Annotated in this window: 26 protein-coding genes and 1 pseudogene; 24 read left to right on the top strand and 3 right to left on the bottom strand. The window is 71.7% G+C overall.

All coding sequences use genetic code 11. From position 1 onward, the window contains the following. The first annotated feature begins 54 nt into the window (after positions 1 to 54). From map to glmM, 13 genes are all read left to right on the top strand, one after another. Positions 55 to 891 (top strand): type I methionyl aminopeptidase, encoded by an 837-nt coding sequence (gene map, locus ABD946_RS22180; protein WP_345286208.1) that lies wholly within the window; start codon positions 55 to 57, stop codon positions 889 to 891. A 93-nt stretch (positions 892 to 984) separates the two neighbouring features. Next, positions 985 to 1407 (top strand): large conductance mechanosensitive channel protein MscL, encoded by a 423-nt coding sequence (mscL, locus tag ABD946_RS22175; protein ID WP_345286206.1) that lies wholly within the window; start codon positions 985 to 987, stop codon positions 1405 to 1407. A gap of 161 nt (positions 1408 to 1568) precedes the next feature. After that, positions 1569 to 1790: a translation initiation factor IF-1 gene (gene infA, locus ABD946_RS22170; protein ID WP_003956442.1), complete on the top strand. Its 222-nt coding sequence runs from the start codon at positions 1569 to 1571 to the stop codon at positions 1788 to 1790. 38 nt (positions 1791 to 1828) lie between these two features. After that, positions 1829 to 1942: a 50S ribosomal protein L36 gene (gene rpmJ / locus ABD946_RS22165; protein WP_003956441.1), complete on the top strand. Its 114-nt coding sequence runs from the start codon at positions 1829 to 1831 to the stop codon at positions 1940 to 1942. 184 nt (positions 1943 to 2126) lie between these two features. Continuing rightward, positions 2127 to 2507 (top strand): 30S ribosomal protein S13, encoded by a 381-nt coding sequence (gene rpsM / locus ABD946_RS22160; protein WP_345286202.1) that lies wholly within the window; start codon positions 2127 to 2129, stop codon positions 2505 to 2507. Between the two features lie 72 nt (positions 2508 to 2579). Then, a complete protein-coding gene (gene rpsK / locus ABD946_RS22155) occupies positions 2580 to 2987 on the top strand; it encodes a 30S ribosomal protein S11 (protein WP_345286200.1) in 408 nt (135 codons plus the stop codon). A gap of 128 nt (positions 2988 to 3115) precedes the next feature. After that, positions 3116 to 4138: a DNA-directed RNA polymerase subunit alpha gene (locus ABD946_RS22150; RefSeq protein WP_030232516.1), complete on the top strand. Its 1023-nt coding sequence runs from the start codon at positions 3116 to 3118 to the stop codon at positions 4136 to 4138. A gap of 124 nt (positions 4139 to 4262) precedes the next feature. After that, positions 4263 to 4751, top strand: coding sequence for a 50S ribosomal protein L17 (gene rplQ, locus ABD946_RS22145; protein ID WP_345286197.1), 489 nt, complete (start codon positions 4263 to 4265; stop codon positions 4749 to 4751). Between the two features lie 74 nt (positions 4752 to 4825). Next, positions 4826 to 5722 carry a tRNA pseudouridine(38-40) synthase TruA gene (gene truA / locus ABD946_RS22140; protein WP_345286195.1) on the top strand — a complete coding sequence of 299 codons (897 nt, stop codon included), beginning with the start codon at positions 4826 to 4828 and terminating at the stop codon, positions 5720 to 5722. 184 nt (positions 5723 to 5906) lie between these two features. Next, a complete protein-coding gene (locus ABD946_RS22135; RefSeq protein ID WP_345286193.1) occupies positions 5907 to 7571 on the top strand; it encodes an ABC-F family ATP-binding cassette domain-containing protein in 1665 nt (554 codons plus the stop codon). A gap of 216 nt (positions 7572 to 7787) precedes the next feature. After that, positions 7788 to 8231, top strand: coding sequence for a 50S ribosomal protein L13 (gene rplM / locus ABD946_RS22130; RefSeq protein WP_345286191.1), 444 nt, complete (start codon positions 7788 to 7790; stop codon positions 8229 to 8231). A gap of 43 nt (positions 8232 to 8274) precedes the next feature. Then, the gene (gene rpsI / locus ABD946_RS22125; protein WP_345286189.1) at positions 8275 to 8781 is read left to right on the top strand and encodes a 30S ribosomal protein S9; all 507 of its coding nucleotides are present in this window, start codon (positions 8275 to 8277) and stop codon (positions 8779 to 8781) included. A 187-nt stretch (positions 8782 to 8968) separates the two neighbouring features. Beyond that, complete coding sequence (glmM, locus tag ABD946_RS22120) at positions 8969 to 10336, top strand: phosphoglucosamine mutase (protein ID WP_345286188.1); 1368 nt, start codon at positions 8969 to 8971, stop codon at positions 10334 to 10336. Positions 10337 to 10407: 71 nt separating this feature from the next. On the opposite strand, the gene coaA is transcribed toward glmM, so the two are convergent. After that, positions 10408 to 11400 carry a type I pantothenate kinase gene (gene coaA / locus ABD946_RS22115; RefSeq protein WP_345286187.1) on the bottom strand — a complete coding sequence of 331 codons (993 nt, stop codon included), beginning with the start codon at positions 11398 to 11400 and terminating at the stop codon, positions 10408 to 10410. Positions 11401 to 11488: 88 nt separating this feature from the next. Between coaA and glmS the strand changes: the two are divergent. The 6 genes and pseudogenes from glmS (at position 11489) to tsaE (ending at position 18146) form a co-directional block, all read left to right on the top strand. After that, positions 11489 to 13346: pseudogene (glmS, locus tag ABD946_RS22110) on the top strand (glutamine--fructose-6-phosphate transaminase (isomerizing)). A 72-nt stretch (positions 13347 to 13418) separates the two neighbouring features. Next, positions 13419 to 13787, top strand: a complete 369-nt coding sequence (locus ABD946_RS22105) for a holo-ACP synthase (RefSeq protein WP_345286185.1) — start codon at positions 13419 to 13421, stop codon at positions 13785 to 13787. A gap of 11 nt (positions 13788 to 13798) precedes the next feature. After that, complete coding sequence (locus ABD946_RS22100; RefSeq protein ID WP_345286183.1) at positions 13799 to 15211, top strand: NAD(P)H-hydrate dehydratase; 1413 nt, start codon at positions 13799 to 13801, stop codon at positions 15209 to 15211. 183 nt (positions 15212 to 15394) lie between these two features. Continuing rightward, on the top strand, positions 15395 to 16576 hold the full coding sequence (alr, locus tag ABD946_RS22095; RefSeq protein WP_345286182.1) for an alanine racemase: 1182 nt from the start codon (positions 15395 to 15397) through the stop codon (positions 16574 to 16576). After that, positions 16573 to 17655 (top strand): alpha/beta fold hydrolase, encoded by a 1083-nt coding sequence (locus ABD946_RS22090; RefSeq protein ID WP_345286180.1) that lies wholly within the window; start codon positions 16573 to 16575, stop codon positions 17653 to 17655. Before alr ends, ABD946_RS22090 begins: the two co-directional genes overlap by 4 nt. Before the next feature lie 32 nt (positions 17656 to 17687). Then, positions 17688 to 18146 (top strand): tRNA (adenosine(37)-N6)-threonylcarbamoyltransferase complex ATPase subunit type 1 TsaE, encoded by a 459-nt coding sequence (tsaE, locus tag ABD946_RS22085; protein ID WP_345286351.1) that lies wholly within the window; start codon positions 17688 to 17690, stop codon positions 18144 to 18146. 232 nt (positions 18147 to 18378) lie between these two features. Here the strand turns inward: tsaE and ABD946_RS22080 are convergent, their stop codons facing one another. Then, a complete protein-coding gene (locus tag ABD946_RS22080) occupies positions 18379 to 18942 on the bottom strand; it encodes a hypothetical protein (protein ID WP_345286178.1) in 564 nt (187 codons plus the stop codon). A gap of 351 nt (positions 18943 to 19293) precedes the next feature. Here ABD946_RS22080 and tsaB point away from each other — a divergent pair, with 351 nt between their 5' ends. From tsaB to ABD946_RS22060, 4 genes are read left to right on the top strand one after another with little or no spacing between them, the layout of a single operon-like run. Then, positions 19294 to 19941, top strand: coding sequence for a tRNA (adenosine(37)-N6)-threonylcarbamoyltransferase complex dimerization subunit type 1 TsaB (gene tsaB / locus ABD946_RS22075; protein WP_345286176.1), 648 nt, complete (start codon positions 19294 to 19296; stop codon positions 19939 to 19941). Further along, complete coding sequence (rimI, locus tag ABD946_RS22070; protein ID WP_345286174.1) at positions 19938 to 20444, top strand: ribosomal protein S18-alanine N-acetyltransferase; 507 nt, start codon at positions 19938 to 19940, stop codon at positions 20442 to 20444. The genes tsaB and rimI overlap by 4 nt, the downstream gene beginning before the upstream one ends. Beyond that, a complete protein-coding gene (tsaD, locus tag ABD946_RS22065) occupies positions 20437 to 21516 on the top strand; it encodes a tRNA (adenosine(37)-N6)-threonylcarbamoyltransferase complex transferase subunit TsaD (RefSeq protein ID WP_345286172.1) in 1080 nt (359 codons plus the stop codon). The genes rimI and tsaD overlap by 8 nt, the downstream gene beginning before the upstream one ends. Positions 21517 to 21569: 53 nt before the next feature. Then, positions 21570 to 22433 carry a polysaccharide deacetylase family protein gene (locus ABD946_RS22060; protein ID WP_345286170.1) on the top strand — a complete coding sequence of 288 codons (864 nt, stop codon included), beginning with the start codon at positions 21570 to 21572 and terminating at the stop codon, positions 22431 to 22433. Here ABD946_RS22060 and ABD946_RS22055 read toward each other — a convergent pair. Then, positions 22409 to 23596, bottom strand: a complete 1188-nt coding sequence (locus ABD946_RS22055; RefSeq protein WP_345286168.1) for a class I SAM-dependent methyltransferase — start codon at positions 23594 to 23596, stop codon at positions 22409 to 22411. The two genes, ABD946_RS22060 and ABD946_RS22055, sit on opposite strands and share 25 nt — an antisense overlap. Before the next feature lie 403 nt (positions 23597 to 23999). Between ABD946_RS22055 and groES the strand changes: the two genes are divergently transcribed. Beyond that, positions 24000 to 24305, top strand: coding sequence for a co-chaperone GroES (gene groES, locus ABD946_RS22050; RefSeq protein WP_057231242.1), 306 nt, complete (start codon positions 24000 to 24002; stop codon positions 24303 to 24305). The last annotated feature ends 18 nt before the right edge of the window (positions 24306 to 24323 follow it).

Raw genomic sequence — 24323 nt, 5'->3', positions numbered from 1 at the left:
CGCGTCGTACCGTAGGTGAGTAGCTGTAGTACGGACGGAAGGCGTGGAACCCAGATGGTGGAGATCAAGACCCCCGAGCAGATCGCCAAGATGCGCGTGGCCGGGCTGGTCGTGGCCGAGGCGCTGAAGGCCTGCCGGGAGGCGGTGGCCCCGGGGATCACCACCCAGGAGCTGAACGACATCGCGGACAAGGTGATCACCGGCCACGGTGCGACCTCCAACTTCCGCGCGCACCACGGCGGTCTGTGGTTCCCCGGCGTGATCTGCGCCTCCGTCAACGAGGAGGTCGTGCACGGCATCCCCGGCGAGCGGGTCCTCCAGGAGGGCGACATCATCTCGATCGACTGCGGCGCGATCGTCGACGGCTGGCACGGCGACGCGGCGATCACCGTCGCGGTGGGGGAGACCGCCCCGCAGAACGAGCTGCTCTCCAAGGTGACCGAGGGCTCGATGTGGGCCGGCATCGCCCAGATGAAGAAGGGCAACCGCCTGGTCGACGTCTCCCGGGCGATCGAGGGCTTCGTCCGCCGCCAGCCGCTCCCGCCCAAGGGCAAGTGGGGCATCACCGAGGGCTACGGCGGCCACGGCATCGGCACCGCGATGCACATGGAGCCGCACGTGCTGAACTACGTGGCCGGCCGGGGCAAGGGCCCCAAGCTGATCCCGGGCACCGTGCTGGCGATCGAGCCGATGGTCTCGCTCGGCACCCCGCACACCGCGATCCTGGACGACGAGTGGACCGTCGTCACCAACGACGGCACCTGGGCCTCGCACTGGGAGCACTCGGTGGCCGTCACCGAGCAGGGCCCGCTGGTGCTCACCGCCTTCGACGGCGGCAAGGCCGAGCTGGCGAAGCTGGGCGTGGTGGCGGCTCCGGATCCCCTGGGCTGAGCCCTTCGACACACGTACGGCCTGCAGGTTTCGTCCTGCAGGCCGTTTGTCCTATTTTTAGCAGCTGACAACCGCTGAAAAGGGGACGAGCAAGTGCTCAAGGGATTCCGCGACTTCATGATGCGCGGCAACGTGATCGACATGGCCGTCGGTGTGGTCATCGGCTCGGCCTTCACCGCGGTGGTGACCGGCTTCGTGGCCGCGTTCCTCACCCCGCTGGTCGGCGTGGTGGTCGGTGCGGCCGGCGACTTCCGCTCGTACAGCTTCACCGTGCTGGAGGTCACCTTCCCGTACGGCCAGTTCCTGAACGTGCTGATCGCGTTCCTGCTGACCGCCGCGGTGCTGTACTTCTGCGTGGTGCTGCCGGTCACCAAGGCGACCGCCCGCTACCTGCCGAAGAAGCCGAAGGCCGCGAAGCGCCCGTGCCCGGAGTGCCTGAGCGAGATCCCCGAGGCGGCCCGCCGCTGCGCGCACTGCACCGCGCACGTCGAGCCGCTGGTCGTCACCAGCCTCTGAGCCGGTTTTGGCGTGGCTGGGCCCGTGGCGTACGATGGACCGTCGGCTCACTCGTAGCGTGCTTCTGCACGCCCTCTACCCACTCGGGCGGGGGTGAACCCAGGTTCGCACGAGCGTGCCGCATACGGTAGCCGTTCCCCGGAAGGTGGATCTCGTAGTTCATGGCAAAGAAGCAAGGCGCCATTGAGATCGAGGGCACCGTGATCGAGTCCCTGCCGAACGCCATGTTCAAGGTGGAGCTGCAGAACGGTCACAAGGTCCTCGCGCACATCAGCGGCAAGATGCGGATGCACTACATCCGCATCCTCCCGGACGACCGGGTCGTCGTGGAGCTCAGCCCTTATGACCTGACTCGAGGCCGGATCGTCTACCGGTACAAGTAACAAGCATCTGTCAGATCTAGACCCGGAGAACCTGAACCATGAAGGTCAAGCCGAGCGTCAAGAAGATCTGCGACAAGTGCAAGGTGATCCGCCGTCACGGCCGGGTCATGGTGATCTGCGACAACCTGCGCCACAAGCAGCGCCAGGGCTGACCAGCCTCACCCCGCATTTCTCGTAGTACTTCGCGCGACGCGAAAAAACGTCATACGCGGGCTACCCGATCCGTCCCCTCCGGGGACGGACTGCCACCCTCGGCTCAGAGGCCGGGGCTCCCACACCGAGAGGTGTCGGAGTAGGTAGCGCGTCAGACCTCTGAAAGAACCACAGGAGCCTTGAATGGCACGCCTCGCAGGCGTTGATCTCCCGCGTGAGAAGCGGATCGAGATCGCTCTGACCTACGTCTACGGCATCGGCCGCACCCGCGCGCAGCTCGCGCTCGCCGAGACCGGCGTCAACCCGGATGTCCGCGTTCGCGACATCACCGAGGACGACCTGGTCAAGCTGAGCCAGTACATCGACGCGAACTTCGAGGTCGAGGGTGACCTCCGCCGCGCCGTTGCCGCCGACATCCGCCGCAAGGTCGAGATCGGCTGCTACGAGGGTCTGCGTCACCGCCGTGGCCTCCCGGTCCGCGGTCAGCGCACCCACACCAACGCGCGTACCCGCAAGGGCCCGCGTCGCGCGATTGCCGGCAAGAAGAAGCCGGGCAAGAAGTAGTCCGCCCGTTAACCGGACATCCCTCCGGCCCGCGGGTTAGCGGACCGACCACCTCAGTAGGAGAACAGACTTATGCCCCCCAAGGGTCGTCAGGCTGCCGGCGCGAAGAAGATCCGCCGCAAGGAAAAGAAGAACGTCGCTCACGGCCACGCGCACATCAAGAGCACGTTCAACAACACCATCGTTTCGATCACCGACCCGCAGGGCAACGTGATCTCCTGGGCCTCCGCCGGCCACGTCGGCTTCAAGGGCTCGCGCAAGTCCACCCCGTTCGCCGCGCAGATGGCCGCCGAGGCCGCTGCCCGTCGCGCGATGGAGCACGGCATGCGCAAGGTCGACGTCTTCGTCAAGGGCCCGGGTTCCGGCCGTGAGACCGCGATCCGTTCGCTGTCCGCCGCCGGCATCGAGGTCGGCTCGATCCAGGACGTCACCCCCACCCCGCACAACGGCTGCCGTCCGCCGAAGCGCCGCCGCGTCTGACGCAGCGCCTTCGGGCAGTCTGGGTGTTTTAAACCTCGTACGGGGTCCGGTCTGAGGCCGGACCCCGTACGCTGGTTCTGTTCGGCATCAAATAGTGGGTGCCGAGTCCAACTGGAGGATCTGAAAACATGCTGATCGCTCAGCGTCCCTCGCTGACCGAAGAGGTCGTCGACGAGTTCCGCTCGCGGTTCGTGATCGAGCCGCTGGAGCCGGGCTTCGGCTACACCCTCGGCAACTCTCTCCGCCGCACGCTCCTCTCCTCGATCCCCGGCGCCGCTGTCACCAGCATCCGGGTCGACGGTGTCCTGCACGAGTTCACCACCGTGCCGGGCGTCAAGGAGGACGTCACCGACCTCATCCTGAACATCAAGCAGCTGGTCGTCTCCTCGGAGCACGACGAGCCGGTCGTGATGTACCTGCGCAAGCAGGGTCCGGGTGTGGTCACCGCCGCCGACATCGCGCCGCCGGCCGGTGTCGAGGTGCACAACCCCGAGCTGGTCCTCGCCACCCTGAACGGCAAGGGCAAGCTGGAGATGGAGCTGACCGTCGAGCGCGGTCGCGGCTACGTCTCCGCCGTGCAGAACAAGGCTTCCGGCCAGGAGATCGGCCGCATCCCGGTCGACTCGATCTACAGCCCCGTGCTGAAGGTCACCTACAAGGTCGAGGCCACCCGTGTCGAGCAGCGGACCGACTTCGACAAGCTCATCGTCGACGTCGAGACCAAGCCCGCCATGCGCCCCCGTGACGCCATGGCCTCGGCCGGCAAGACCCTGGTGGAGCTGTTCGGTCTCGCCCGCGAGCTGAACATCGACGCCGAGGGCATCGACATGGGCCCGTCCCCGACGGACGCCGCCCTGGCCGCCGACCTGGCGCTGCCGATCGAGGAGCTCGAGCTCACCGTTCGGTCGTACAACTGCCTCAAGCGCGAGGGCATCCACACCGTGGGTGAGCTCGTCGCCCGCTCCGAGGCCGACCTGCTCGACATCCGCAACTTCGGTGCGAAGTCGATCGACGAGGTCAAGGCGAAGCTGGCCGGCATGGGCCTGGCGCTCAAGGACAGCCCGCCCGGGTTCGACCCGACCGCCGCCGCCGACGCCTTCGGCGCCGACGACCTGGACGACGCGGGTTACGCGGAGACCGAGCAGTACTAAGAGATTTGTGGCGGGGCGGCCCCCAACCGGGCCGCTCCGCTTCATGAAAGCCGTACGGGCACAGTGCCCGTACGCCCGTTCCGGTACCTGATACGGCCGGTGACGGTGATTCAAGGAGTTACGCATGCCGCGTCCCACGAAGGGTGCCCGCCTCGGCGGCGGCCCGCACCACGAGCCGCTGCTGCTCGCCGGTCTGTGCCGGGAGCTGTTCCAGTACGGCCGCATCACCACGACCGAGGCCAAGGCCCGTCGGATGCGCCCGCTGGCCGAGAAGCTGATCACCAAGGCGAAGAAGGGCGACATCCACAACCGTCGCATCGTCCGCAAGACGATCACCGACGTGTCGGTGCTGCACACCCTCTTCACCGAGATCGCCCCCCGCTACGAGAACCGCCCCGGTGGTTACACCCGCATCACCAAGATCGGTGGTCGTCGTGGTGACAACGCGCCGATGGCCGTGATCGAGCTGGTCGAGGCCCTCACCGTCGCGCAGACCGCCGTCGGCGAGGCCGAGGCGGCCACCAAGCGTGCCGTCAAGGAGGCCGACGCCAAGGCCGAGGAGACCGCGGTCGAGGAGACCGAGGCCACCGAGGTCGAGGCCGACAAGGCCTGACACCTTCTCAGGTGACGTCCGGGCCCGCTCCCTTCACCGGGGGGCGGGCCCGTTCCCTTTCTAGGAGTACTTACGTGGTGAACGACTGCGCCGAGCAGCCCCCGGTCAAGGACGGCCCGGCGGACGGGTACGTGCGGATCCGGCTCGACCTGGCCTACCAGGGCGCCGAGTTCTCCGGCTGGGCGCGGCAACGGGGCCGGCGCACCGTGCAGGAGGAGATCGAGAGCGCGCTGCAGATCGTGACGCGCAGTCAGGACCTCTTCCCGCTCACGGTGGCCGGCCGGACCGACGCCGGGGTGCACGCCCGGGGCCAGGTCGCGCACGTGGACCTGCCGGCGGAGCTGTGGGCCGAGCACGGCGAGAAGCTGCTGCGGCGGCTCGCCGGGCGGCTGCCGGGCGACGTGCGGATCTACCGGGTGTCGGAGGCGCCGTCGGGCTTCGACGCGCGGTTCGCGGCCGTCTGGCGGCGGTACGCGTACCGGGTCGCCGACCACCCGGGCGGGGTGGACCCGCTGCTGCGGGGGCACGTGCTGTGGCACGACCGGCCGCTGGACGTGGAGAAGATGAACGAGGCGGCGCGGCTGCTGCTGGGGGAGCACGACTTCGCGGCCTACTGCAAGAAGCGGGAGGGTGCGACGACCATCCGGACGCTGCTGGAGCTGCGGTGGGACCGGGTGCCGGTGGACTCCTACGCCTCGCAGGAGGGGTCGCTGGCGGTGGCGACGGTGCGGGCGGACGCCTTCTGCCACAACATGGTGCGGTCGTTGGTCGGGGCGATGCTGCTGGTCGGCGACGGGCACCGGCCGGTGGACTTCCCGGGGCAGGTGCTGGCCGGACGGGTCAGGAACTCGGCCGTGAACGTGGTCCGGCCGTACGGGCTGACGCTGGAGGAGGTCGGCTACCCGGCCGACGACCAGCTCGCGGAGCGGAACCGCCTCGCGCGGCGGATGCGGACGCTTCCGGGAACGTGATGCCGGGGGCGCGGGGAACTGCGCGCAGGGGAACGGCAGCACGTGCAACTGGCTGACGTGCCCCGATCTCGCGCTGGGCCGCCTTCCGTACTCGCGCAGTTCCTCGCGCCCCTGGGGCGCTGCCCTGCCGGGGGTGGCCAAATCCGTTTGGGCCGTATGGGCCGAAGGCGGCACAATCCCTGCCATGGGACACGTCGAGATTTCGCACCTGGAGTACTACCTGCCGGACGGGCGGGTGCTGTTCGACGACGCGTCCTTCCGGGTCGGCGAGGGCTCCGCGGTGGCGCTGGTGGGCGCCAACGGGGCCGGGAAGACCACGCTGCTGCGCATGATCGCGGGGGACACCCAGCCGCACGGCGGCTCGGTGACGGTGAGCGGCGGGCTGGGCGTGATGCGCCAGTTCGTCGGGACCACCGGGCGGGAGGACCAGCGGGAGACGCCGGGGGCGCTGCCCGCCGACGCCTCGGTGCGGGACCTGCTGGTGTCGGTGGCGCCGCCGCGGATCGCCGTCGCGGCCAAGGCGGTGGACGCCGCCGAGCTGGCGATGATGGCGCAGGACGACGAGAAGTCGCAGATGGCGTACGCGCAGGCGCTCTCGGACTGGGCCGACGCCGACGGGTACGACTACGAGACGGTCTGGGACGTCTGTACCACCGCCGCGCTGGGCATGCCCTTCGACCGGGCGCAGTTCCGCGGGCTGAACACCCTCTCCGGCGGTGAGCAGAAGCGCCTGGTGCTGGAGGCGCTGCTTCGCGGCCCCGAGGAGGTGCTGCTGCTGGACGAGCCGGACAACTACCTGGACGTGCCGGGCAAGCGCTGGCTGGAGGAGGCCATCAAGGCCACCCCGAAGACCGTCCTCTTCATCTCGCACGACCGCGAGCTGCTCTCCCGCTCGGCCGACAAGATCATCAGCGTCGAGACCGGCTTCGGTGGCGGCGGCAGCTCGGTCTGGGTGCACGGCGGGGGCTTCGACTCCTTCCACGAGGCCCGCAAGGAGCGCTTCGAGCGCTTCGAGGAGCTGGGCCGGCGCTGGGACGAGGAGCACGCCAAGCTGAAGAAGCTGGTGGTGAACCTCCGTCAGGCCGCCTCCGTCAGCCATGCGCTGGCCACCCGGTACGCGGCGGCGCAGACCCGGCTGAAGAAGTTCGAGGAGGCGGGCCGGCCGGAGGAGCCGCCGCGCGAGCAGAACATCACCATGCGGCTCAAGGGCGGCCGCACCGGTGTGCGTTCGCTCACCATCGAGCAGCTGGAGCTCACCGGCCTGATGAAGCCCTTCGACCTGGAGGTCTTCTACGGCGAGCGGGTCGGCGTGCTGGGCTCCAACGGCTCCGGCAAGTCGCACTTCCTGCGCCTGCTGGCCGGCGACGAGACGGTGAAGCACTCCGGCTCGTTCAAGCTCGGCGCCCGGGTGGTGCCCGGCCACTTCCGGCAGACCCACGCCCATCCGGAGCTGCTCGGACGGACCGTCAGGTCGATCATCGAGGAGGAGCACGCGCTCAGCCGCGGTGCCGCGATGGGGGCGCTGCGCCGGTACGAGCTGGACCGCCAGGAGGAGCAGAAGTTCGAGTCGCTCTCCGGTGGCCAGCAGGCCCGGTTGATGATCCTGAAGCTGGAGCTGGACGGCGTCACCGCGCTGCTGCTGGACGAGCCGACGGACAACCTGGACCTGGAGAGCGCCGAGGCGCTCCAGCAGGGCCTGGAGGCCTTCGAGGGCACGGTGCTGTGCGTGACCCACGACCGCTGGTTCGCCAAGACCTTCGACCGCTTCCTGGTCTTCGGCTCCGACGGCCGGGTCTACGAGTCCAAGGAGCCGGTCTGGGACGAGACCCGGGTGCAGCGGGACCGCTAGGCCGAGCGTTTTTGACCCGTACGGACCCTGCCGGTAGGCTGGGCCCTTGTTGTGCGTATTGGCTCGCTCCATCTCACGTGAGAGGTCGGTACGCCGGAGACACCAAGGCCGATGACCAGCGGCTTCCCCTTGAATTGCGTCCAAGTGGAACCGGGCTGATCCCCCGCCCAGGTGCTCCTGTCAGGACTCACTCACTGAAAAGCAGAGGCTACGACCGTGCGTACGTACAGCCCCAAGCCCGGCGACGTCCAGCGTCAGTGGCACGTCATCGACGCGCAAGACGTTGTGCTCGGCCGCCTGGCCTCCCAGGCCGCCAACCTCCTCCGGGGCAAGCACAAGGCGATCTACGCGCCGCACGTTGACACGGGTGACTTCGTCATCATCATCAACGCGGACAAGGTGCACCTGTCGGGTAACAAGAAGACCCAGAAGATGGCGTACCGCCACAGCGGTTTCCCGGGCGGTCTCCGCGCGGTCCGCTACGACGACCTCCTGGCGAACAACCCGGAGAAGGCCGTCGAGAAGGCCATCAAGGGCATGATCCCCAAGAACAGCCTGGGCCGTCAGATGCTCTCGAAGCTGAAGGTCTACTCGGGCGACCAGCACCCGCACGCTGCCCAGCAGCCGGTGCCGTTCGAGATCACCCAGGTCGCGCAGTAATTCCGGCCACCAAGCCCCCATCACTGAAAAGCTGAGGAACATCGTGGCCGAGACTGCCATCGAGAGCACCCTTGAGGTCGACTTCGACGAGAACGTCGAGGGCGACTACACCTCGGAGGAGACCTACACCTCCGAGTCCCTGGCCGGCCGCTTCGGCGAGGCCATCCCCGGCGCCGGCCTCGGCCGTCGCAAGGAGGCCATTGCCCGCGTCCGGATCGTCCCGGGCACCGGTAAGTGGAAGATCAACGGTCGCACCCTGGAGAACTACTTCCCCAACAAGGTGCACCAGCAGACCGTGAACGAGCCCTTCAAGCTCCTCGAGCTCGATGGCCGTTACGACGTCGTCGCCCGCATCGCGGGTGGCGGTGTCTCGGGTCAGGCCTACGCGCTGCGCCTCGGCGTGGCCCGCGCCCTGAACGAGGCCGACGTGGACAACAACCGCGGCGCCCTCAAGAAGGCCGGCTTCCTGACCCGTGACGCCCGCGCCGTCGAGCGCAAGAAGGCCGGTCTCAAGAAGGCCCGCAAGGCGCCGCAGTACAGCAAGCGCTAAGCATCCCCGCCGGGGGGCGTACCGTTTCGATGGTCCGCACCCCCGGGGTGTGCTTGTACGCCCCGGAGCACCCCGTGTGCTCCGGGGCGTCGTGCTTTCCGCGTTCGAGCGCCTGTGCGGAGGCTGGTGAACGCGAGAGATTCTGCCTGTCAGAATTCCGGTGCAACGGTGACGAAGGACGGAAAACGTGGGACGACTCTTCGGTACGGACGGCGTGCGCGGTGTGGCCAACGAGGGCCTGACCGCCGAACTGGCACTCGGCCTCTCGGTGGCGGCCGCGCACGTGCTCGGTGATGCGGGGGCCTTCGCCGGCCACCGCCCGGTGGCGGTCGTGGGCCGCGACCCGAGGGCGTCCGGGGAGTTCCTGGAGGCGGCGGTGATCGCCGGGCTGGCCAGCGCCGGCGTGGACGTGCTGCGGGTCGGCGTGCTGCCGACCCCCGCCGTGGCGTACCTCACCGGTGCGCTCGGGGCCGACTTCGGCGTGATGCTGTCGGCCAGCCACAACGCGATGCCCGACAACGGCATCAAGTTCCTCGCCCGCGGCGGCCACAAGCTGGACGACGCGATCGAGGACGCCATCGAGGCGCACTACCGCCGCTACGGGGTCGGCACGGACGAGAACTGGAAGCGCCCGACCGGCGCGGCCGTCGGCCGGGTCCGCCAGTACACCGAGGGCTTCGACCGGTACGTGGCCCACCTGGTCGCCGTGCTGCCCAACCGCCTGGACGGCGTGCGGGTGGTCATCGACGGCGCCCACGGCGCCGCCGCCCGGGTCGCCCCCGAGGCCTTCGCCCGGGCCGGTGCCGAGGTGGTCTACACGCTCGGTGCCGAGCCGGACGGGCTCAACATCAACGACGGCGTCGGCTCCACCCACCTGGACAAGCTGCGGGTGGCGATGAAGGAGCACCGGGCCGACCTGGGCATCGCCCTGGACGGCGACGCCGACCGCTGCCTGGCCGCCGACGCGGACGGCAACGAGGTGGACGGCGACCAGATCATCGCGATCCTCGCCGTGGCCATGAAGGAGGCCGGCACCCTGCGCCGCAACACCGCGGTGGCCACCGTGATGTCCAACCTGGGCTTCAAGCTGGCGATGGAGCGCGAGGGCGTCGAGCTGGTGCAGACCGCCGTCGGCGACCGCTACGTGCTGGAGGAGATGAAGAAGCACGGCTTCGCGCTGGGCGGCGAGCAGTCCGGCCACGTGATCCTGCTGGACCACGCCACCACCGGCGACGGCACCCTCACCGGCCTGATGCTCGGTGCCCGGGTGGCCGCCACCAAGCAGCCGCTGGCCGACCTGGCCGCCGTGATGACCCGGCTGCCGCAGGTGCTGATCAACGTCAAGGGCGTGGACAAGAGCCGGGTGTCGACCAGCGCCGAGCTGATCGCCGCCGTCGCGGCCGCCGAGGCCGAGCTGGGCGCCACCGGGCGGGTGCTGCTGCGCCCCTCGGGCACCGAGCCGCTGGTGCGGGTGATGGTGGAGGCGGCCGACGAGGTGCAGTCCAAGGCCGTCGCGGAGCGGCTGGCGGAGGCCGTGCGGACGTATCTCGGCTGATTCGGTTCTGATCGACGCTCAGGCCCCCACCGGTGGTGGGGGCCTGAGGGCGTTTCAGGGGCCTGCGCGGCTCAGAGCTTGCGGAGCAGGGCGCGGCGGACCTTGTGGTCGGCGCCCTTCTGGAGGACCAGGGTGGCCCGGCCGCGGGTGGGGAGGACGTTCTCCAGCAGGTTGGGCTTGTTGATGGTGCGCCAGACCTGGCGGCCGTACTCCATCGCCTCCTCCTCCGGGACCTCGGTGAAGCGGCGGAAGTAGGAGTTCGGGTCCTGGAAGGCGGTGTCCCGGAGCTTCTTGAAGCGGGACAGGTACCAGCGCTCGATGTCGTCGGTGCGGGCGTCCACGTAGATGGAGAAGTCGAAGTAGTCGGCCACCGCGAGGCGGGTGCGGCCGTCGGTGCCGGGCAGGGCCGGCTGGAGCACGTTGAGGCCCTCGACGATCAGGATGTCGGGGCGCTCCACGGCGAGGCGCTCGTCCGGCACGATGTCGTAGACCAGGTGCGAGTAGACCGGGGCGGTGACCCGGTCCTTGCCGGCCTTCACGTCCGCCACGAAGCGCATCAGCGCCCGGCGGTCGTAGGACTCGGGGAAGCCCTTACGGGCCATCAGGCCCCGGCGGCGGAGCTCCTCGTTGGGGAGCAGGAAGCCGTCGGTGGTGACCAGCTCGACCCGGGGGTGTTCGGGCCAGCGGGCCAGCAGGGCCTGGAGGAGGCGGGCGGTGGTGGACTTCCCGACCGCGACCGAGCCGGCCACGCCGATCACGAACGGGGTGCGGGTGCGCTCGGTGTCCGGGGTGTCCAGGAAGGTACCGACGGCGCCGCGCAGCTCGTGGGTGGCGTGGATGTAGAGGTTCAGCAACCGGGACAGCGGCAGGTAGACGTCCCGGACCTCGTCCAGGTCGAGTGCGGTGCCCAGGCCTCGGAGCTGCTCGACCTCTTCGGCCGTCAGCGGCAGCGGGGTGCGCTCGCGCAGGGCGCTCCACTCGGCCCGGTCCAGATCCACGTACGGGGAGGGGGTGGGCGTCGCGGGAGCGCCCCTCGTACAGAGTTCGGTCAGCACGTGCTCCATTGTGGGCCGTTCCGGGGCGGGCGGGTGCTGTGGTGTCGGTCACGAGCGGCGGAGGGCCGGTCACGGGGGGCACGCATATGCTGACCTTATGTGCGGAATTGTGGCTTATGTAGGCTCTCAGGGAGCCATGGACGTGGTCGTCGAGGGCCTACGACGACTGGAGTACCGCGGTTACGACTCGGCCGGTGTGGCGGTTCAGACACCGCGACCTGACGGACGGTGGGCCCTCGCCACCGAGAAGCGGGCCGGAAAGCTGGTCAATCTGGAGAAGGCGCTCGCCGAGCGACCGCTCCCCGCCGGGACGGTCGGCATCGGTCACACCCGGTGGGCGACGCACGGCGGTCCGACGGACCTGAACGCGCATCCGCACCTGGACGACCACGGGCGGGTGGCGGTGGTGCACAACGGGATCATCGAGAACTTCGCCGAGCTCCGGGAGGAGTTGGCGGGGCGGGGGCACACCCTGCGCTCGGAGACGGACACCGAGGTGGTGGCGCATCTGTTGGGGGAGGTTTTCGCGGGGGATCTGGCGGAGGCGATGCGGGTGGTGTGCCGGCGTCTGGAGGGTGCGTTCACGCTGGTGGCGGTGCACGCGGACCAGCCGGGTGTGGTGGTGGGGGCGCGGCGGAACTCTCCGCTCGTCGTCGGTAGGGGTGTGGGGGAGAACTTCCTGGCCTCGGACGTGGCGGCGTTCATCGCGTTCACGCGGGAGGCGGTGGAGCTGGGGCAGGACCAGGTGGTGGAGCTGCGGGCTGACGGGGTGTCGGTGACGGACTTCGAGGGGCGGCCGGCGGTGGTGCGGGAGTACCACGTGGACTGGGACGCCTCGGCGGCGGAGAAGGGGGGGCTACGACTACTTCATGCTGAAGGAGATCGCCGAGCAGCCGAAGGCGGTGGCGGACACCCTGCTCGGGCGGATCGGCGCCGACGGGCAGCTGACGCTCGATGAGCTGCGGTTGGACGACGCGGACTTGCGGGCGGTGGAGAAGGTGGTGATCGTCGCCTGCGGCACGGCGTACCACGCGGGGGCGATCGCCAAGTACGCGATCGAGCACTGGACGCGGGTGCCGTGCGAGGTGGAGGTCGCGAGCGAGTTCCGCTACCGGGACCCGATCCTGGACGAGCGGACGCTGGTGATCGCGATCTCGCAGTCCGGGGAGACGATGGACACCCTGATGGCCTTGCGGCACGCGCGCGAGCAGGGCGCGAAGGTGCTGGCGATCTGCAACACCAACGGCTCCACCATCCCGCGCGAATCGGACGCGGTGCTCTACACCCACGCCGGGCCGGAGGTGGCGGTCGCCTCGACCAAGGCCTTCCTCACCCAGCTGGTCGCCTGCTACCTGGTGGCGCTGTACCTCGGGCAGGTGCGCGGCACCAAGTGGGGGGACGAGATCCTCGCGGTCATCGAGGAGCTGCGGGACGCGCCGAAGCAGGTCGAGCAGGTGCTGCGGACCATGGAGCCGGTGCGCGAGCTGGCCCGTTCGCTGGCGGACGCCCGGGCGGTGCTGTTCCTGGGGCGGCACGTGGGCTACCCGGTGGCGCTGGAGGGCGCGTTGAAGCTCAAGGAGCTGGCGTACATGCACGCCGAGGGCTTCGCGGCCGGCGAGCTCAAGCACGGCCCGATCGCCCTGATCGAGGAGGGCCTGCCGGTGGTCGTGGTGGCACCGTCCCCGCGCGGGCGCTCGGTGCTGCACGACAAGGTGGTCTCCAACATCCAGGAGATCCGCGCCCGCGGCGCCCGCACCATCGTGATCGCCGAGGAGGGTGACGAGGCCGTGGCCCCGTACGCGGACCACCTGATCCGCATCCCAGCCACCCCGGTCCTGCTCCAGCCCCTGGTGGCCACCGTCCCGCTCCAGGTCTTCGCCTGCGAGCTGGCCACCGCCAAGGGCCACGAGGTCGACCAGCCCCGCAACCTCGCCAAGTCCGTCACCGTCGAGTAGCCCTGACCCGGTGTCACCCCGTCGGCCCGCTCCGGCGGGGTGACACCCTTGGACGGTCGAGAGGAGCAGAGGGTGATCGTCGGGGTCGGGATCGACGTGGCGGAGATCGCGCGGTTCGGGGCGGCGTTGGAGCGGACGCCCGGGATGGCGGAGCGGCTGTTCACGGAGGGGGAGCTGGTGCTGCCGAGCGGGGCGCGGCGGGGGGTGGCCTCGCTGGCGGCGCGGTTCGCGGCGAAGGAGGCGCTGGCCAAGGCGCTGGGGGCGCCGGGCGGGCTGCGGTGGACGGACGCCGAGGTGTCGACGGAGGCCTCGGGGCGGCCGGTGCTGACGGTGCGCGGGACGGTGGCGGCGCGGGCGGCGGAGCTCGGGGTGCGCTCGTGGCACGTGTCGCTGAGCCACGACGCGGGCGTAGCGTCGGCGGTGGTCATCGCCGAGGGGTAGCAGGAGGACGCATGCGCAGCGCTCACACGGTCGGTCAGGTCCGGGCGGCGGAGGCGGAGCTGATGGCCCGTCTGCCGGAGGGGACGCTGATGCAGCGGGCCGCGTACGGCCTGGCGGCGGTCTGCGCCCGGCTGCTTGGGCGGGTGTACGGGGCGCGGGTGCTGGTGCTCGCGGGCAGCGGGGACAACGGCGGGGACGCGCTGTACGCGGGGGCGCTGCTGGCCCGGCGCGGCGCCTCGGTGCGGGCACTGTTGCTGAGCCCCGAGCGGGTGCACGCGGGCGGGCTGGCCGCGCTGCGGTCGGCCGGCGGCCGGGTGACGGCGGATCAGGGGGAGTACGCCACCGCGGACCTGGTGCTGGACGGGATCGTCGGCATCGGCGGACGCGGCGGGCTGCGCCCGGGGACGGCCTGGCTGGCCGGTGCCGAGCGGCGCGGCACGCTGGTCGCGGTGGACGTGCCGAGCGGGGTGGATGCGGACACCGGGGAGGTGGCGGGCGCGGCGCTGCGGGCGGACGTGACGGTCTGCTTCGGCACGTACAAGCCGGGCCTGCTGATCGACCCGGGCGCCTCGTACGCCGGGGTGGTGCACCTGGTGGAGATCGGCCTGGACCTGCCGCAGGCGCGGGTGACGGCGCTTCAGGAGGCGGACGTGGCGGCGCTGGTGCCGGTGCCCGGGGCGGAGAGCGACAAGTACCGGCGGGGCGTGGTCGGGGTGGCCGCCGGTTCGGAGCAGTACCCCGGGGCCGCGGTGCTGGCGGTGGCCGGTGCGCTGCGCGGCGGGGCCGGTGCGGTGCGGTACGCCGGCTCGGCGGCGGCCGAGGTGGTGCGGCGCTTCCCGGAGGTGCTGGTGTCCGAGGGGACGCTGGCCGCGGCCGGGCGGGTGCAGGCCTGGGTGGTCGGGCCCGGCGGCGGCGCGGGAGCGGGGGAGCGACTGGACCAGGCCCTGGCGGGCACCGTGCCGGTGGTGGTCGACGCGGACGGCCTCACCGAGCTGGCCCGGCGCGGCCCGCAGGACGGCCCGCCGCTGGTGCTCACCCCGCACACCGGGGAGGCGGCCCGGCTGCTGACGGAGGATGGGGAGCCGCCCGCCGCCGCGGACCTGGCGGCCACCCGGCTGCGCACCGCCCGGCGGCTGGCGGAGCGGTACGGCGCGGTGGTCCTGCTGAAGGGCTCGACGACGGTGGTCGCCACCCCGGACGGCCGAGCCCGGGTCAACCCCACCGGCACCTCCTGGCTCGCCACGGCGGGCAGCGGCGACGTGCTGGCCGGCCTGCTCGGCTCCCTGCTGGCGGCCGGCCTGAGCCCCTTCGACGCGGCCTCGGTCGCGGCGTACCGGCACGGACTGGCCGGAAGGAGGGCCGCCGCGCAGGGGACTCCGATCACGGCCACCGAGATCGCCGCGCATCTGGCTTCGGGGGCCTAGGTCATGCCCCGGGGGGCGCGAGGCTCTGCTGATGTGCGGCTCCGCCGCGGGGCGCGATTCGGAGGTACAGACCTTTAGATCGGGGCACATGAGCCAGTTGCACGCGGAACCGAACGTTCCACCCGCCGCGTCGCAGAGGCGTATGCGCGGGGGCGCCGGGGCGGGATGGGAGACTGGTACGCGATGACGACTGCGAACACGACCGGGACGGCCCTGCTCACCGACGGGGTCCGCGCCGAGGCGACCATCGACCTGGCCGCCCTGCGCGGGAACCTCGACGCCCTGCGCGCCCGCACCAACGGCCCCGAGCTGATGGCCGTGGTCAAGGCGGACGCCTATGGCCACGGTGCGGTGCACTGCGCCCGCGAGGCAGTCGCGGCCGGCACCCGCTGGCTGGGCACCGCCACTCCGGAGGAGGCGCTGGCGCTGCGCGCGGCCGGGATCTCGGCGGCCGAGGCCCGCATCCTGTGCTGGCTGTGGATCCCGGGCGGCCCGTGGGCCGAGGCGCTCCGGGCCGACATCGACATCTCGGTGAGCGGCCAGTGGGCGCTGGACGAGCTGCTGGCCGCCGTCCGCGAGACCGGCGTCCAGGCCCGGGTGCACCTGAAGGCCGACACGGGCCTGGGCCGCAACGGCTGCCAGCCGCACGACTGGCCGGACCTGGTGGCCGCCGCCCGCCGCGCCGAGGCCGAGGGGATGCTGAACGTCGTCGGGATCTGGTCGCACTTCGCGGCGGCCGACGAGCCCGGCCACCCCTCGATCCGGCTCCAGCAGGACGCCTTCGCCCTGGCGCTGGCGCACGCCGAGCGGGCCGGGCTGCGCCCGGAGGTGCGGCACCTGGCCAACTCCCCGGCCACCCTGCTGCTGCCCGCGTCGCACTACGACCTGGTCCGGCCGGGCCTGGCGATGTACGGGCTCTCCCCGGTGCCCGAGGTCGGCGCCCCGGCGGACTTCGGGCTGCGGCCGGTGATGGCGCTGACCGCACGCCTCGCCCTGGTGAAGGACGTGCCGGGCGGACACGGCGTCAGCTACGGCCACCACTACACCACTCCGGGCCCGTCCACCCTGGGCCTGGTGCCGGTCGGCTACGCGGACGGCATCCCCCGGCACGCCAGCGGCACCGGCCCGGTGCAGGTCGGCGGCAAGTGGTACACGGTGGCCGGCCGGGTGGCGATGGACCAGTTCGTGATCGACCTCGGCGGCGACCACGCCCGGGTCGGCGACGAGGTGCTGCTGTTCGGCAACGGCGAGCACGGCGAGCCGACCGCCGAGGACTGGGGCCGGGCCTGCGGCACCCTCTCGTACGAGATCATCACCCGGATCGGGGCCCGGGTCCCGCGCCGCTACCTGGGGGCGTCGGAGTGACCGAGGCCAAGGGGGTCGGCCGGACGGCGGGACTGATCGGCATCTCGGTCGGCCTGCTGGCCGCCGGTGCGGCCGCCGGCGTCGCGGTCGAGCGGCTCACCGTCGGCCGGGCCACCCGGCGCCGGGCCCGCGAGGAGCTGGACGCCGCCGCCCCGTACGGCTCGCTGCGCGGGCGGTCGGTGCCGGTGACGGCGTCCGACGGCACCGTCCTGCACGTCGAGGTGGACGGCGACGAGAGCGCCCCGCTGACCGTGGTGTTCAGCCACGGCTACTGCCTGAGCCAGGACAGCTGGCACTTCCAGCGGGCCGCGCTGCGCGACTCGGCCCGGCTGGTCCTCTGGGACCAGCGCAGCCACGGCCGCTCCGAGCGCTCCCGCACCTACCTGGCCGGCGAGCCCGCGAGCATCGACCAGCTGGGCGAGGACCTGAAGGCGGTGCTGGACGCCGTCGTGCCCGAGGGCCCGGTGGTGCTGGTCGGGCACTCGATGGGCGGCATGACGGTGATGGCGCTGGCCGACCGGCACCCGGAACTGTTCGGCCCCCGGGTGGTGGGCGTCGCCCTGGTCGGCACGCTCGCCAGCGGCTGGGACGAGGTGACCCTCGGACTGCCCGCCTTCGGCTCCAAGCTGGTCAAGCGGATGGCGCCCGGCGTGGTGAAGCTGCTGGGCCGTCAGGCCGCGCTGGTGGAGGCCACCCGGCGGGCCGGCTCGGACCTGACCGCGGTGTTCTACCGGCGGTACTCCTTCGGCACCAAGGACGTGGACCCGGGCGTGGTCCGGTTCGCCGAACAGCTGCTGGAGGCCACCCACTTCGACGTGGTCGCCGAGTTCTACCCGGCCTTCAGCGGCATGGACAAGGTGGCCGCGCTGCGGGCGATGGCCGCACTGCCCGTCCTGGTGCTGGCCGGGACGAAGGACCTGCTCACCCCGCCCGAGTACAGCGAGGCCATCGCGGCCGAACTGCCCGGCTGCGAGCTGGTCCTGGTGCCGGAGGCCGGGCACCTGGTGATGCTGGAGCGGCCCGACCTGGTGAACCGTCAGCTGGCGGACCTGCTGGCCGCCGTAGGAGAGAAGGAGTGACCTCGGTGATCACGGTGGACACGCCGGAGCGGATGAACCGCCTCGGCAAGGCGCTGGCCGGACTGCTGCGCCCCGGCGACCTGGTGATGCTCTCGGGCGAGCTCGGTGCGGGCAAGACCACCCTCACCCGCGGCCTGGGCGAGGGCCTCGACGTGCGCGGCGCGGTCACCTCGCCGACCTTCGTGATCGCCCGGGTGCACCCGCCGCTGGGCACCGGCCCGGCCCTGGTGCACGTGGACGCCTACCGGCTCGGCGGCGGCCTGGACGAGATGGAGGACCTCGACCTCGACGTCTCGCTGCCCGAGTCGGTGGTGGTGGTCGAGTGGGGTGAGGGCAAGGTCGAGCAGTTGACGGACGACCGGCTGGAGGTCCGGATCGAACGGGCGATCGGCGCGGACGCGGTGGACGACTCCGACCCGCGGCAGGTCCGGCTCACCGGGATCGGCGAGCGCTGGGCCGGGGTCGACCTGACGGCGCTGGCCGAGGTCTGACGCCTCGTGTTTGCCGACGGGCTGTCGGCAAGCGGTTGTGGGCGGGTGCGCCGGTGTGGTGGGATGACCCTGGCAGTTAGGTGTGCCTAACCAGGGAGACACATCATGACGAGCACCACGCCCACCGCTCCCCAGTCGCCCAGCCCGATGCGGGCCCTGCTCGCCGCCTGCGCGGCCGCGAGGGCGGTCTCCACACCGCCCCCGCCGCAGCCGGTCGAGCGCTGAGGCTCCGTCAGGGGATGACCACGACCTTCGTCCCGTTCGGGGCGAAGTCCCACAGGCTCTGGCCGTCCGTCCGGCTCGAACGGATGCCGCCGGTCTTGGTCTTCGGATCGGCCGACGGCGCCGCCGCGGCGGCGTCCATGGCCGCGCTGAAGCCGAACACCACGCCGTTCTGCTGGGCGAAGCGCACCACGTGCTCGATCTGGGCGCCGTCGGTGCCGGTGCCGGCCGGGGTCCGGCTGTAGACCGAGTAACTGCCCGGAGCCGGCTCGGCCGTGCCGGGAGTGACGGTGAAGGCCGTCTGCACGGGGGTCGGCTTCTTCGGGTCGACCAGCCAGACCCAGTGGGTGCCGGCCGAGTAGACGACCCGGCGGCCGGTGCCCGAACTCGCGGGCAGGGCCGGGGCCGTGACGGTCGGTGAGGCGGACGGGCTCGGCGCGGCCGAACTCACCGGAGCGGACGGCTTCGCCACCGGCGTCCGGGAGGCCGCCCCGTTCGCCTGGAACGCCAGCAGCCCGACGGCCGCCAACGCCGCCACGGTCAGACCGGCTACCACCACTCCAGGACGCGACACGTCGGCTCCCGCCATTCGTAGGACATCGGGCTACCCGGCCATCGTGCCAGCTCCCGCGGAGCATCACCGGCAGGCGGGAGCCCAGCCGTCGGGTTTCAGGGGCGCGAGGAACTGCGCGAAGCGGAGGGAGCGGGCCGCTTGCCGGGTACGGGCGCTCACGTGCACGTGGCTGTCCGCGCCCGGCAGACGGGTCGGTGTCTTCCGACTCGCGCTCACGCGGCGGAGCCGCACATCAGCAGAGCCTCGCGCCCCCGGGGTGACCAATTCCGGCGAGCGCCCACCCGGCGGAGCCCCGCGCCCCTGAAGCGCCGATGGCCGGGTGCCTGCGGAAGAGGCCGTAATCTTGGGGGCGTGCTGCTGCTTGCCTTCGACACCGCGACCCCTGCCGTCACCGCCGCCGTCCACGACGGGGAGCGGATCCTCGCCGAGGCCCACCAGGTGGACGCCCGGCGGCACGGGGAGCTGCTGCTCCCGTCGATCGACCGGGTGCTGCGCGACGCCGGGGTGGACAAGCACGCGCTGACCGCCATCGCCGTCGGCGTCGGCCCCGGCCCGTACACCGGCCTGCGGGTCGGCCTGGTCACCGCCGCGACGCTCGGTCACGCGCTGGGCCTGCCGGTCCACGGCGTCTGCACGCTCGACGCGATCGCGCACCAGGCCGAGAACGACGGCGCCCCGTTCACGGTGGCGACCGACGCCCGCCGCAAGGAGGTCTACTGGGCCTCGTACGACGGCGACAGGCGCCGCACCGAGGGCCCGGACGTCAGCCGCCCGGCGGATCTGACGCCGCACCAGGTGTCGTTCGGCGCCGGTGCGCTGCTGTACCCCGAGACCTTCCCGGCCGCCGCCGCGCCCGAGCACGTCTCGGCGGGTGCGCTGGCCGACTTCGCCGTCAAGGAGCTGGCGGCCGGCCGCGAGCTGCTGCCGAACGTGCCGCTGTACCTGCGCCGCCCGGACGCCCAGGTCCCCGCGGGCTACAAGGCGGTGCTCCCGGCATGAGCGTGCGGCTGCGGCCGATGCGCTGGTGGGACATCGAGCCGGTGATCGCGCTGGAGCAGGAGCTCTTCCCGGAGGACGCCTGGTCGCGCGGCATGTTCTGGTCCGAGCTGGCCGACACCGGCCCGGAAGGCACCCGGCACTACACGGTGGCGGAGCTCGACGGCGCGCTGGTGGGCTACGCCGGGCTGATGGCGATCGGCGTCGAGGGCGACGTGCAGACCATCGCGGTGGCCCCGGGCCACCAGGGCGCCGGGCTGGGCGCCCGGCTGCTCACCGACCTGATCGACGAGTCGGCCCGCCGGGGCTGCACCGAGCTGCTGCTGGAGGTGCGGGTGGACAACCTCGGCGCCCAGCGGCTGTACGAGCGGCACGGCTTCGAACCCGTCGGCATCCGGCGCGGCTACTACCAGCCCGCCAACGTGGACGCGCTGGTGATGCGCCTCGACGACCCGGGTCTGGACGACCCGCGCCTCGACAACCCGAAAGAGCGGCAGCATGGCTGACGAACCGTTGGTCCTCGGCATCGAGACCTCCTGCGACGAGACCGGCGTCGGCATCGTCCGGGGCACCACCCTGCTGGCCGACGCGGTCGCCTCCAGCGTCAACGACCACGCCCGCTTCGGCGGCGTGGTGCCGGAGATCGCCAGCCGGGCGCACCTGGAGGCGATGGTCCCGACCATCCAGCGCGCGCTGGACACCGCCGGGATCAAGGGCACCGACCTGGACGGCATCGCCGTCACCGCCGGGCCCGGCCTGGCCGGTGCGCTGCTGGTCGGCGTCTCCGCGGCGAAGGCCTTCGCCTGGGCGTTGGACAAGCCGCTGTACGGGGTGAACCACCTGGCCTCGCACATCTGCGTGGACCAGCTGGAGCACGGCCGGCTGCCGCAGCCCACCATGGCGCTGCTGGTCTCCGGCGGGCACTCCTCGCTGCTGCTCAGCGAGGACATCACCACCGACGTCCGCCCGCTGGGCGCGACCATCGACGACGCGGCCGGCGAGGCCTTCGACAAGGTGGCCCGGGTGCTCGGCCTGGGCTTCCCCGGTGGCCCGGTGGTGGACCGGATGGCCCGCGAGGGCGACCCGAAGGCGATCAACTTCCCGCGCGGGCTGAGCGGCCCGAAGGACCCGGAGTTCGACTTCTCGTTCTCCGGCCTGAAGACCGCGGTGGCCCGCTGGGTGGAGGCCAAGCGCCGGGCCGGCGAGGAGGTGCCGGTGGCCGACGTGGCCGCGTCCTTCCAGGAGGCGGTCACCGACGTGCTGACCCGCAAGGCCGTCAAGGCCTGCAAGGCCCAGGGCGTCGACCACCTGATGATCGGCGGCGGCGTGGCGGCCAACTCGCGGCTGCGCGAGATGGCCCAGCAGCGCTGCGACAAGGCCGGCATCGTGCTCCGGGTGCCCCGCCCGGGCCTGTGCACCGACAACGGCGCGATGGTCGCGGCGCTCGGCGCCGAGATGGTCTGGCGCAACCGCGCCCCCTCGGCCCTCGAACTCTCCGCGGACTCCTCGCTGCCCGTGACCGAGGTCTCCGTCCCGCACACCGATCTGCACGCGGCGGCGCACGAAGCGCTGCGCTGACCCCGGTAGTGTTCCTGGGAGTTCGCTGGGAGCGCACGACGACGGGGAGCACGGTGAAGAGGACGTACGGGGTGGCGGCGCTGACCCTGCTGCTGGTGGCCGGCTGCGGGAGCGGGACGACGGCGCCGTCCAGCCCCGCGCCGCCCGCTCCCAGCAGTGCCCGGCCGCAGGTGAAGGAGAGTCAGCCGGCCGCGGGCGGCAGCCCGGTGGCCTCTGCGGACGCCTGGGCCAAGTGGGGGATCAAGCCGCTGCCCGCCGCCCCGCCGGCCCCGGCCGACAAGCCGGTGAAGCTGACCGCGAGCGGCCCGGTGCCGGTCTTCTCCGAGGTGCCGACCAAGGACAAGGTCGTCTTCGTGACGATCGACGACGGGGCCGAGAAGGACCCGAAGTTCGTCGAGATGATCCGGGACCTGAAGGTGCCCATCTCGATGTTCCTGACCAAGAACATCGTCAAGGACGACTACGGCTACTTCAAGCCGCTCCAGGAGCTGGGCAACCAGATCCACAACCACACCACGGACCACGCCCAGCTGAGCAAGGTCTCGCCGGAGAAGCAGAAGTCCGAGGTCTGCGACGCCCAGGCCGCGCTCACCCAGCAGTACGGCAAGGCCCCGCTGCTGTTCCGTCCGCCGTACGGGGACGGCGCGCACACCCCGCAGCTCAACTCCTCGGTGCAGCAGTGCGGGCCGCGCGCCGTCGTGCTCTGGCGCGAGTCGATGCAGATCCACGACATGCAGTACCAGGCCGCCGACAAGAAGCTGAAGCCCGGCGACATCGTGCTGGCGCACTTCCGCGGCCCGAAGGACCTCAAGGGCGAGACGATGACCGAGATGTTCGCCGAGATGCTGCGCCGGATCCAGGAGCAGGGCTTCGCGGTGGCCCGGCTGGAGGACTACATCGCGGCGCCGGCGGGCTGACCGAGCATCATGAGCGGGCCGTGGTCGGTCCGGGCGAGGATGACCGTCAGCTCGTTCGGGCCGCTGGGCCTGAGCTGCTTGCGGAGCTCCTCGGGGGTGACGGAGACGCCGCGCTTCTTGATGACCACGGTGCCGACCCGGCGCTCCTTCAGCAGGGCCTTGAGCTTCTTGACGTTGTAGGGCAGCACGTCGGTGAGCTCGTACGCGTGGGCGTAGGGGGTGCGGACCAGCCGGTCGGAGGTGACGTACGCGATCCTGGGGTCGATCAGCCGGCCCCCGACCTGCTCGGCGACCTCGGCCACCTGGTGGGCGCGGATCACCGCGCCGTCCGGCTCGTAGAGGTAGCGGCCGACCGGACCCGCCTCCGGGTCCGGGAGGTGACCGCCCGTCAGCGAGTGCGGTCCGGGGAGGAGGGTGGCCCGGTGCGGGGCGGTGGCGCCGGTGCCGAACCAGAGGACGGCCTCCTTGACCTCGCCGTGGTCCGAGACCCACTCCGCCTCGGCGCCCTCCGGCACCAGCTCGTGCGGGATGCCCGGGGCCACCTTGAGTGCCCCGTACGGGGTGCGGCGGGCCGCCTCGACCGCCCAGGACAGCGGCGGCGAGTACGCCTCCGGGTCGAACACCCGGCCCCGGGCGGTCCGGCGGGCCGGATCGGTGAAGACCGCGTCGTAGCCGGCGACGTCCACCTCGGTGACGTCGGCCTCGCGGACCTCGACGAGGTCGGTGAGGCCGAGGGCGGCGGCGTTGGCGGTGGCGACGGCGCAGGTCAGCGGGTCGCGGTCGACGGCGAGCACGTGCACCCCGGCCCGGGCGAGGGCGATCGCGTCGCCGCCGATCCCGCAGCAGAGGTCCGCGAGGCGGCGCACGCCGAGGGCCGCGAAGCGGCCGGCGCGCCACTCGGCGACGCTGCGGCGGGTGGCCTGTTCGACTCCGTTGGGGGTGAAGTACATGGCGTCGGCGTCGGTGCCGAACTTCGCGCGGGCGCGCTGGCGCAGGTGCGCCTGACCGATCGCGGCGGTCACCAGCTCGGCCGGGTGCTCCTTGCGCAGCCGGGTGGCCAGCGCCAGCTCCTCGCCGGGCTTGAACTCCCGCAACTCGGCGAGCAGGGCCTGGCCCTGATCGGTCAACAGGGCCTTGAACGCGTCGATCTCCACGGGGGCCATTCTCGCCGCTCCCGCGGGGTGGGCACGCCTGCGGCGGCGGGGGAAGTGGTCACACCAGGGGCGCGGGGAACTGCGCGAAGCGGAGGATGCGCGCCGGTGGCCGGGTGCGGGCGCTCACTTGCAGGTGGTTGTCCGTACCCGGCGATCGGGTGGGTGCCTTCCGCTTCGCGCAGTTCCCCGCGCCCCTGACGGCCCTCCGGGCCGCCGAGGGACGCGGGCCGCCACGCGCGGCGTTGGCACTCTGGTTGACTGAGTGCTAACCGCAGCCTATGGTCGTTCCTGGCACTCCCCACCGGGTGAGTGCTAACGCGATGGAGCGTGTCCGACCCCCGCGACGGCGGGCGCGTGCACATCGCCACCTACCTGTAGAACAACCCCGTAATCTCCGAAGGGGAGCTCGGACGTGACCGCCAGCAGCAAGGTTGCCATCAAGCCGCTCGAGGACCGCATCGTGGTCCAGCCGCTCGACGCCGAGACCACCACGGCCTCCGGCCTGGTTATCCCGGACACCGCCAAGGAGAAGCCCCAGGAGGGCGTCGTCCTGGCCGTCGGCCCGGGTCGCTTCGAGGATGGCCAGCGTCTTCCGCTCGATGTCGCGGTCGGCGACATCGTTCTGTACTCCAAGTACGGCGGCACCGAGGTGAAGTACCAGGGCGAGGAGTACCTCGTCCTCTCGGCCCGCGACGTTCTCGCCATCATCGAGAAGTAAGTCGTTCCAGCCCGCCCC

Source organism: Kitasatospora albolonga (assembly GCF_039535905.1).
Classification (GTDB): Bacteria; Actinomycetota; Actinomycetes; order Streptomycetales; family Streptomycetaceae; genus Kitasatospora; species Kitasatospora albolonga.
The sequence above is the reverse complement of the archived record's forward strand: the minus strand, read 5'-3'. Positions and strand labels throughout refer to the sequence as shown.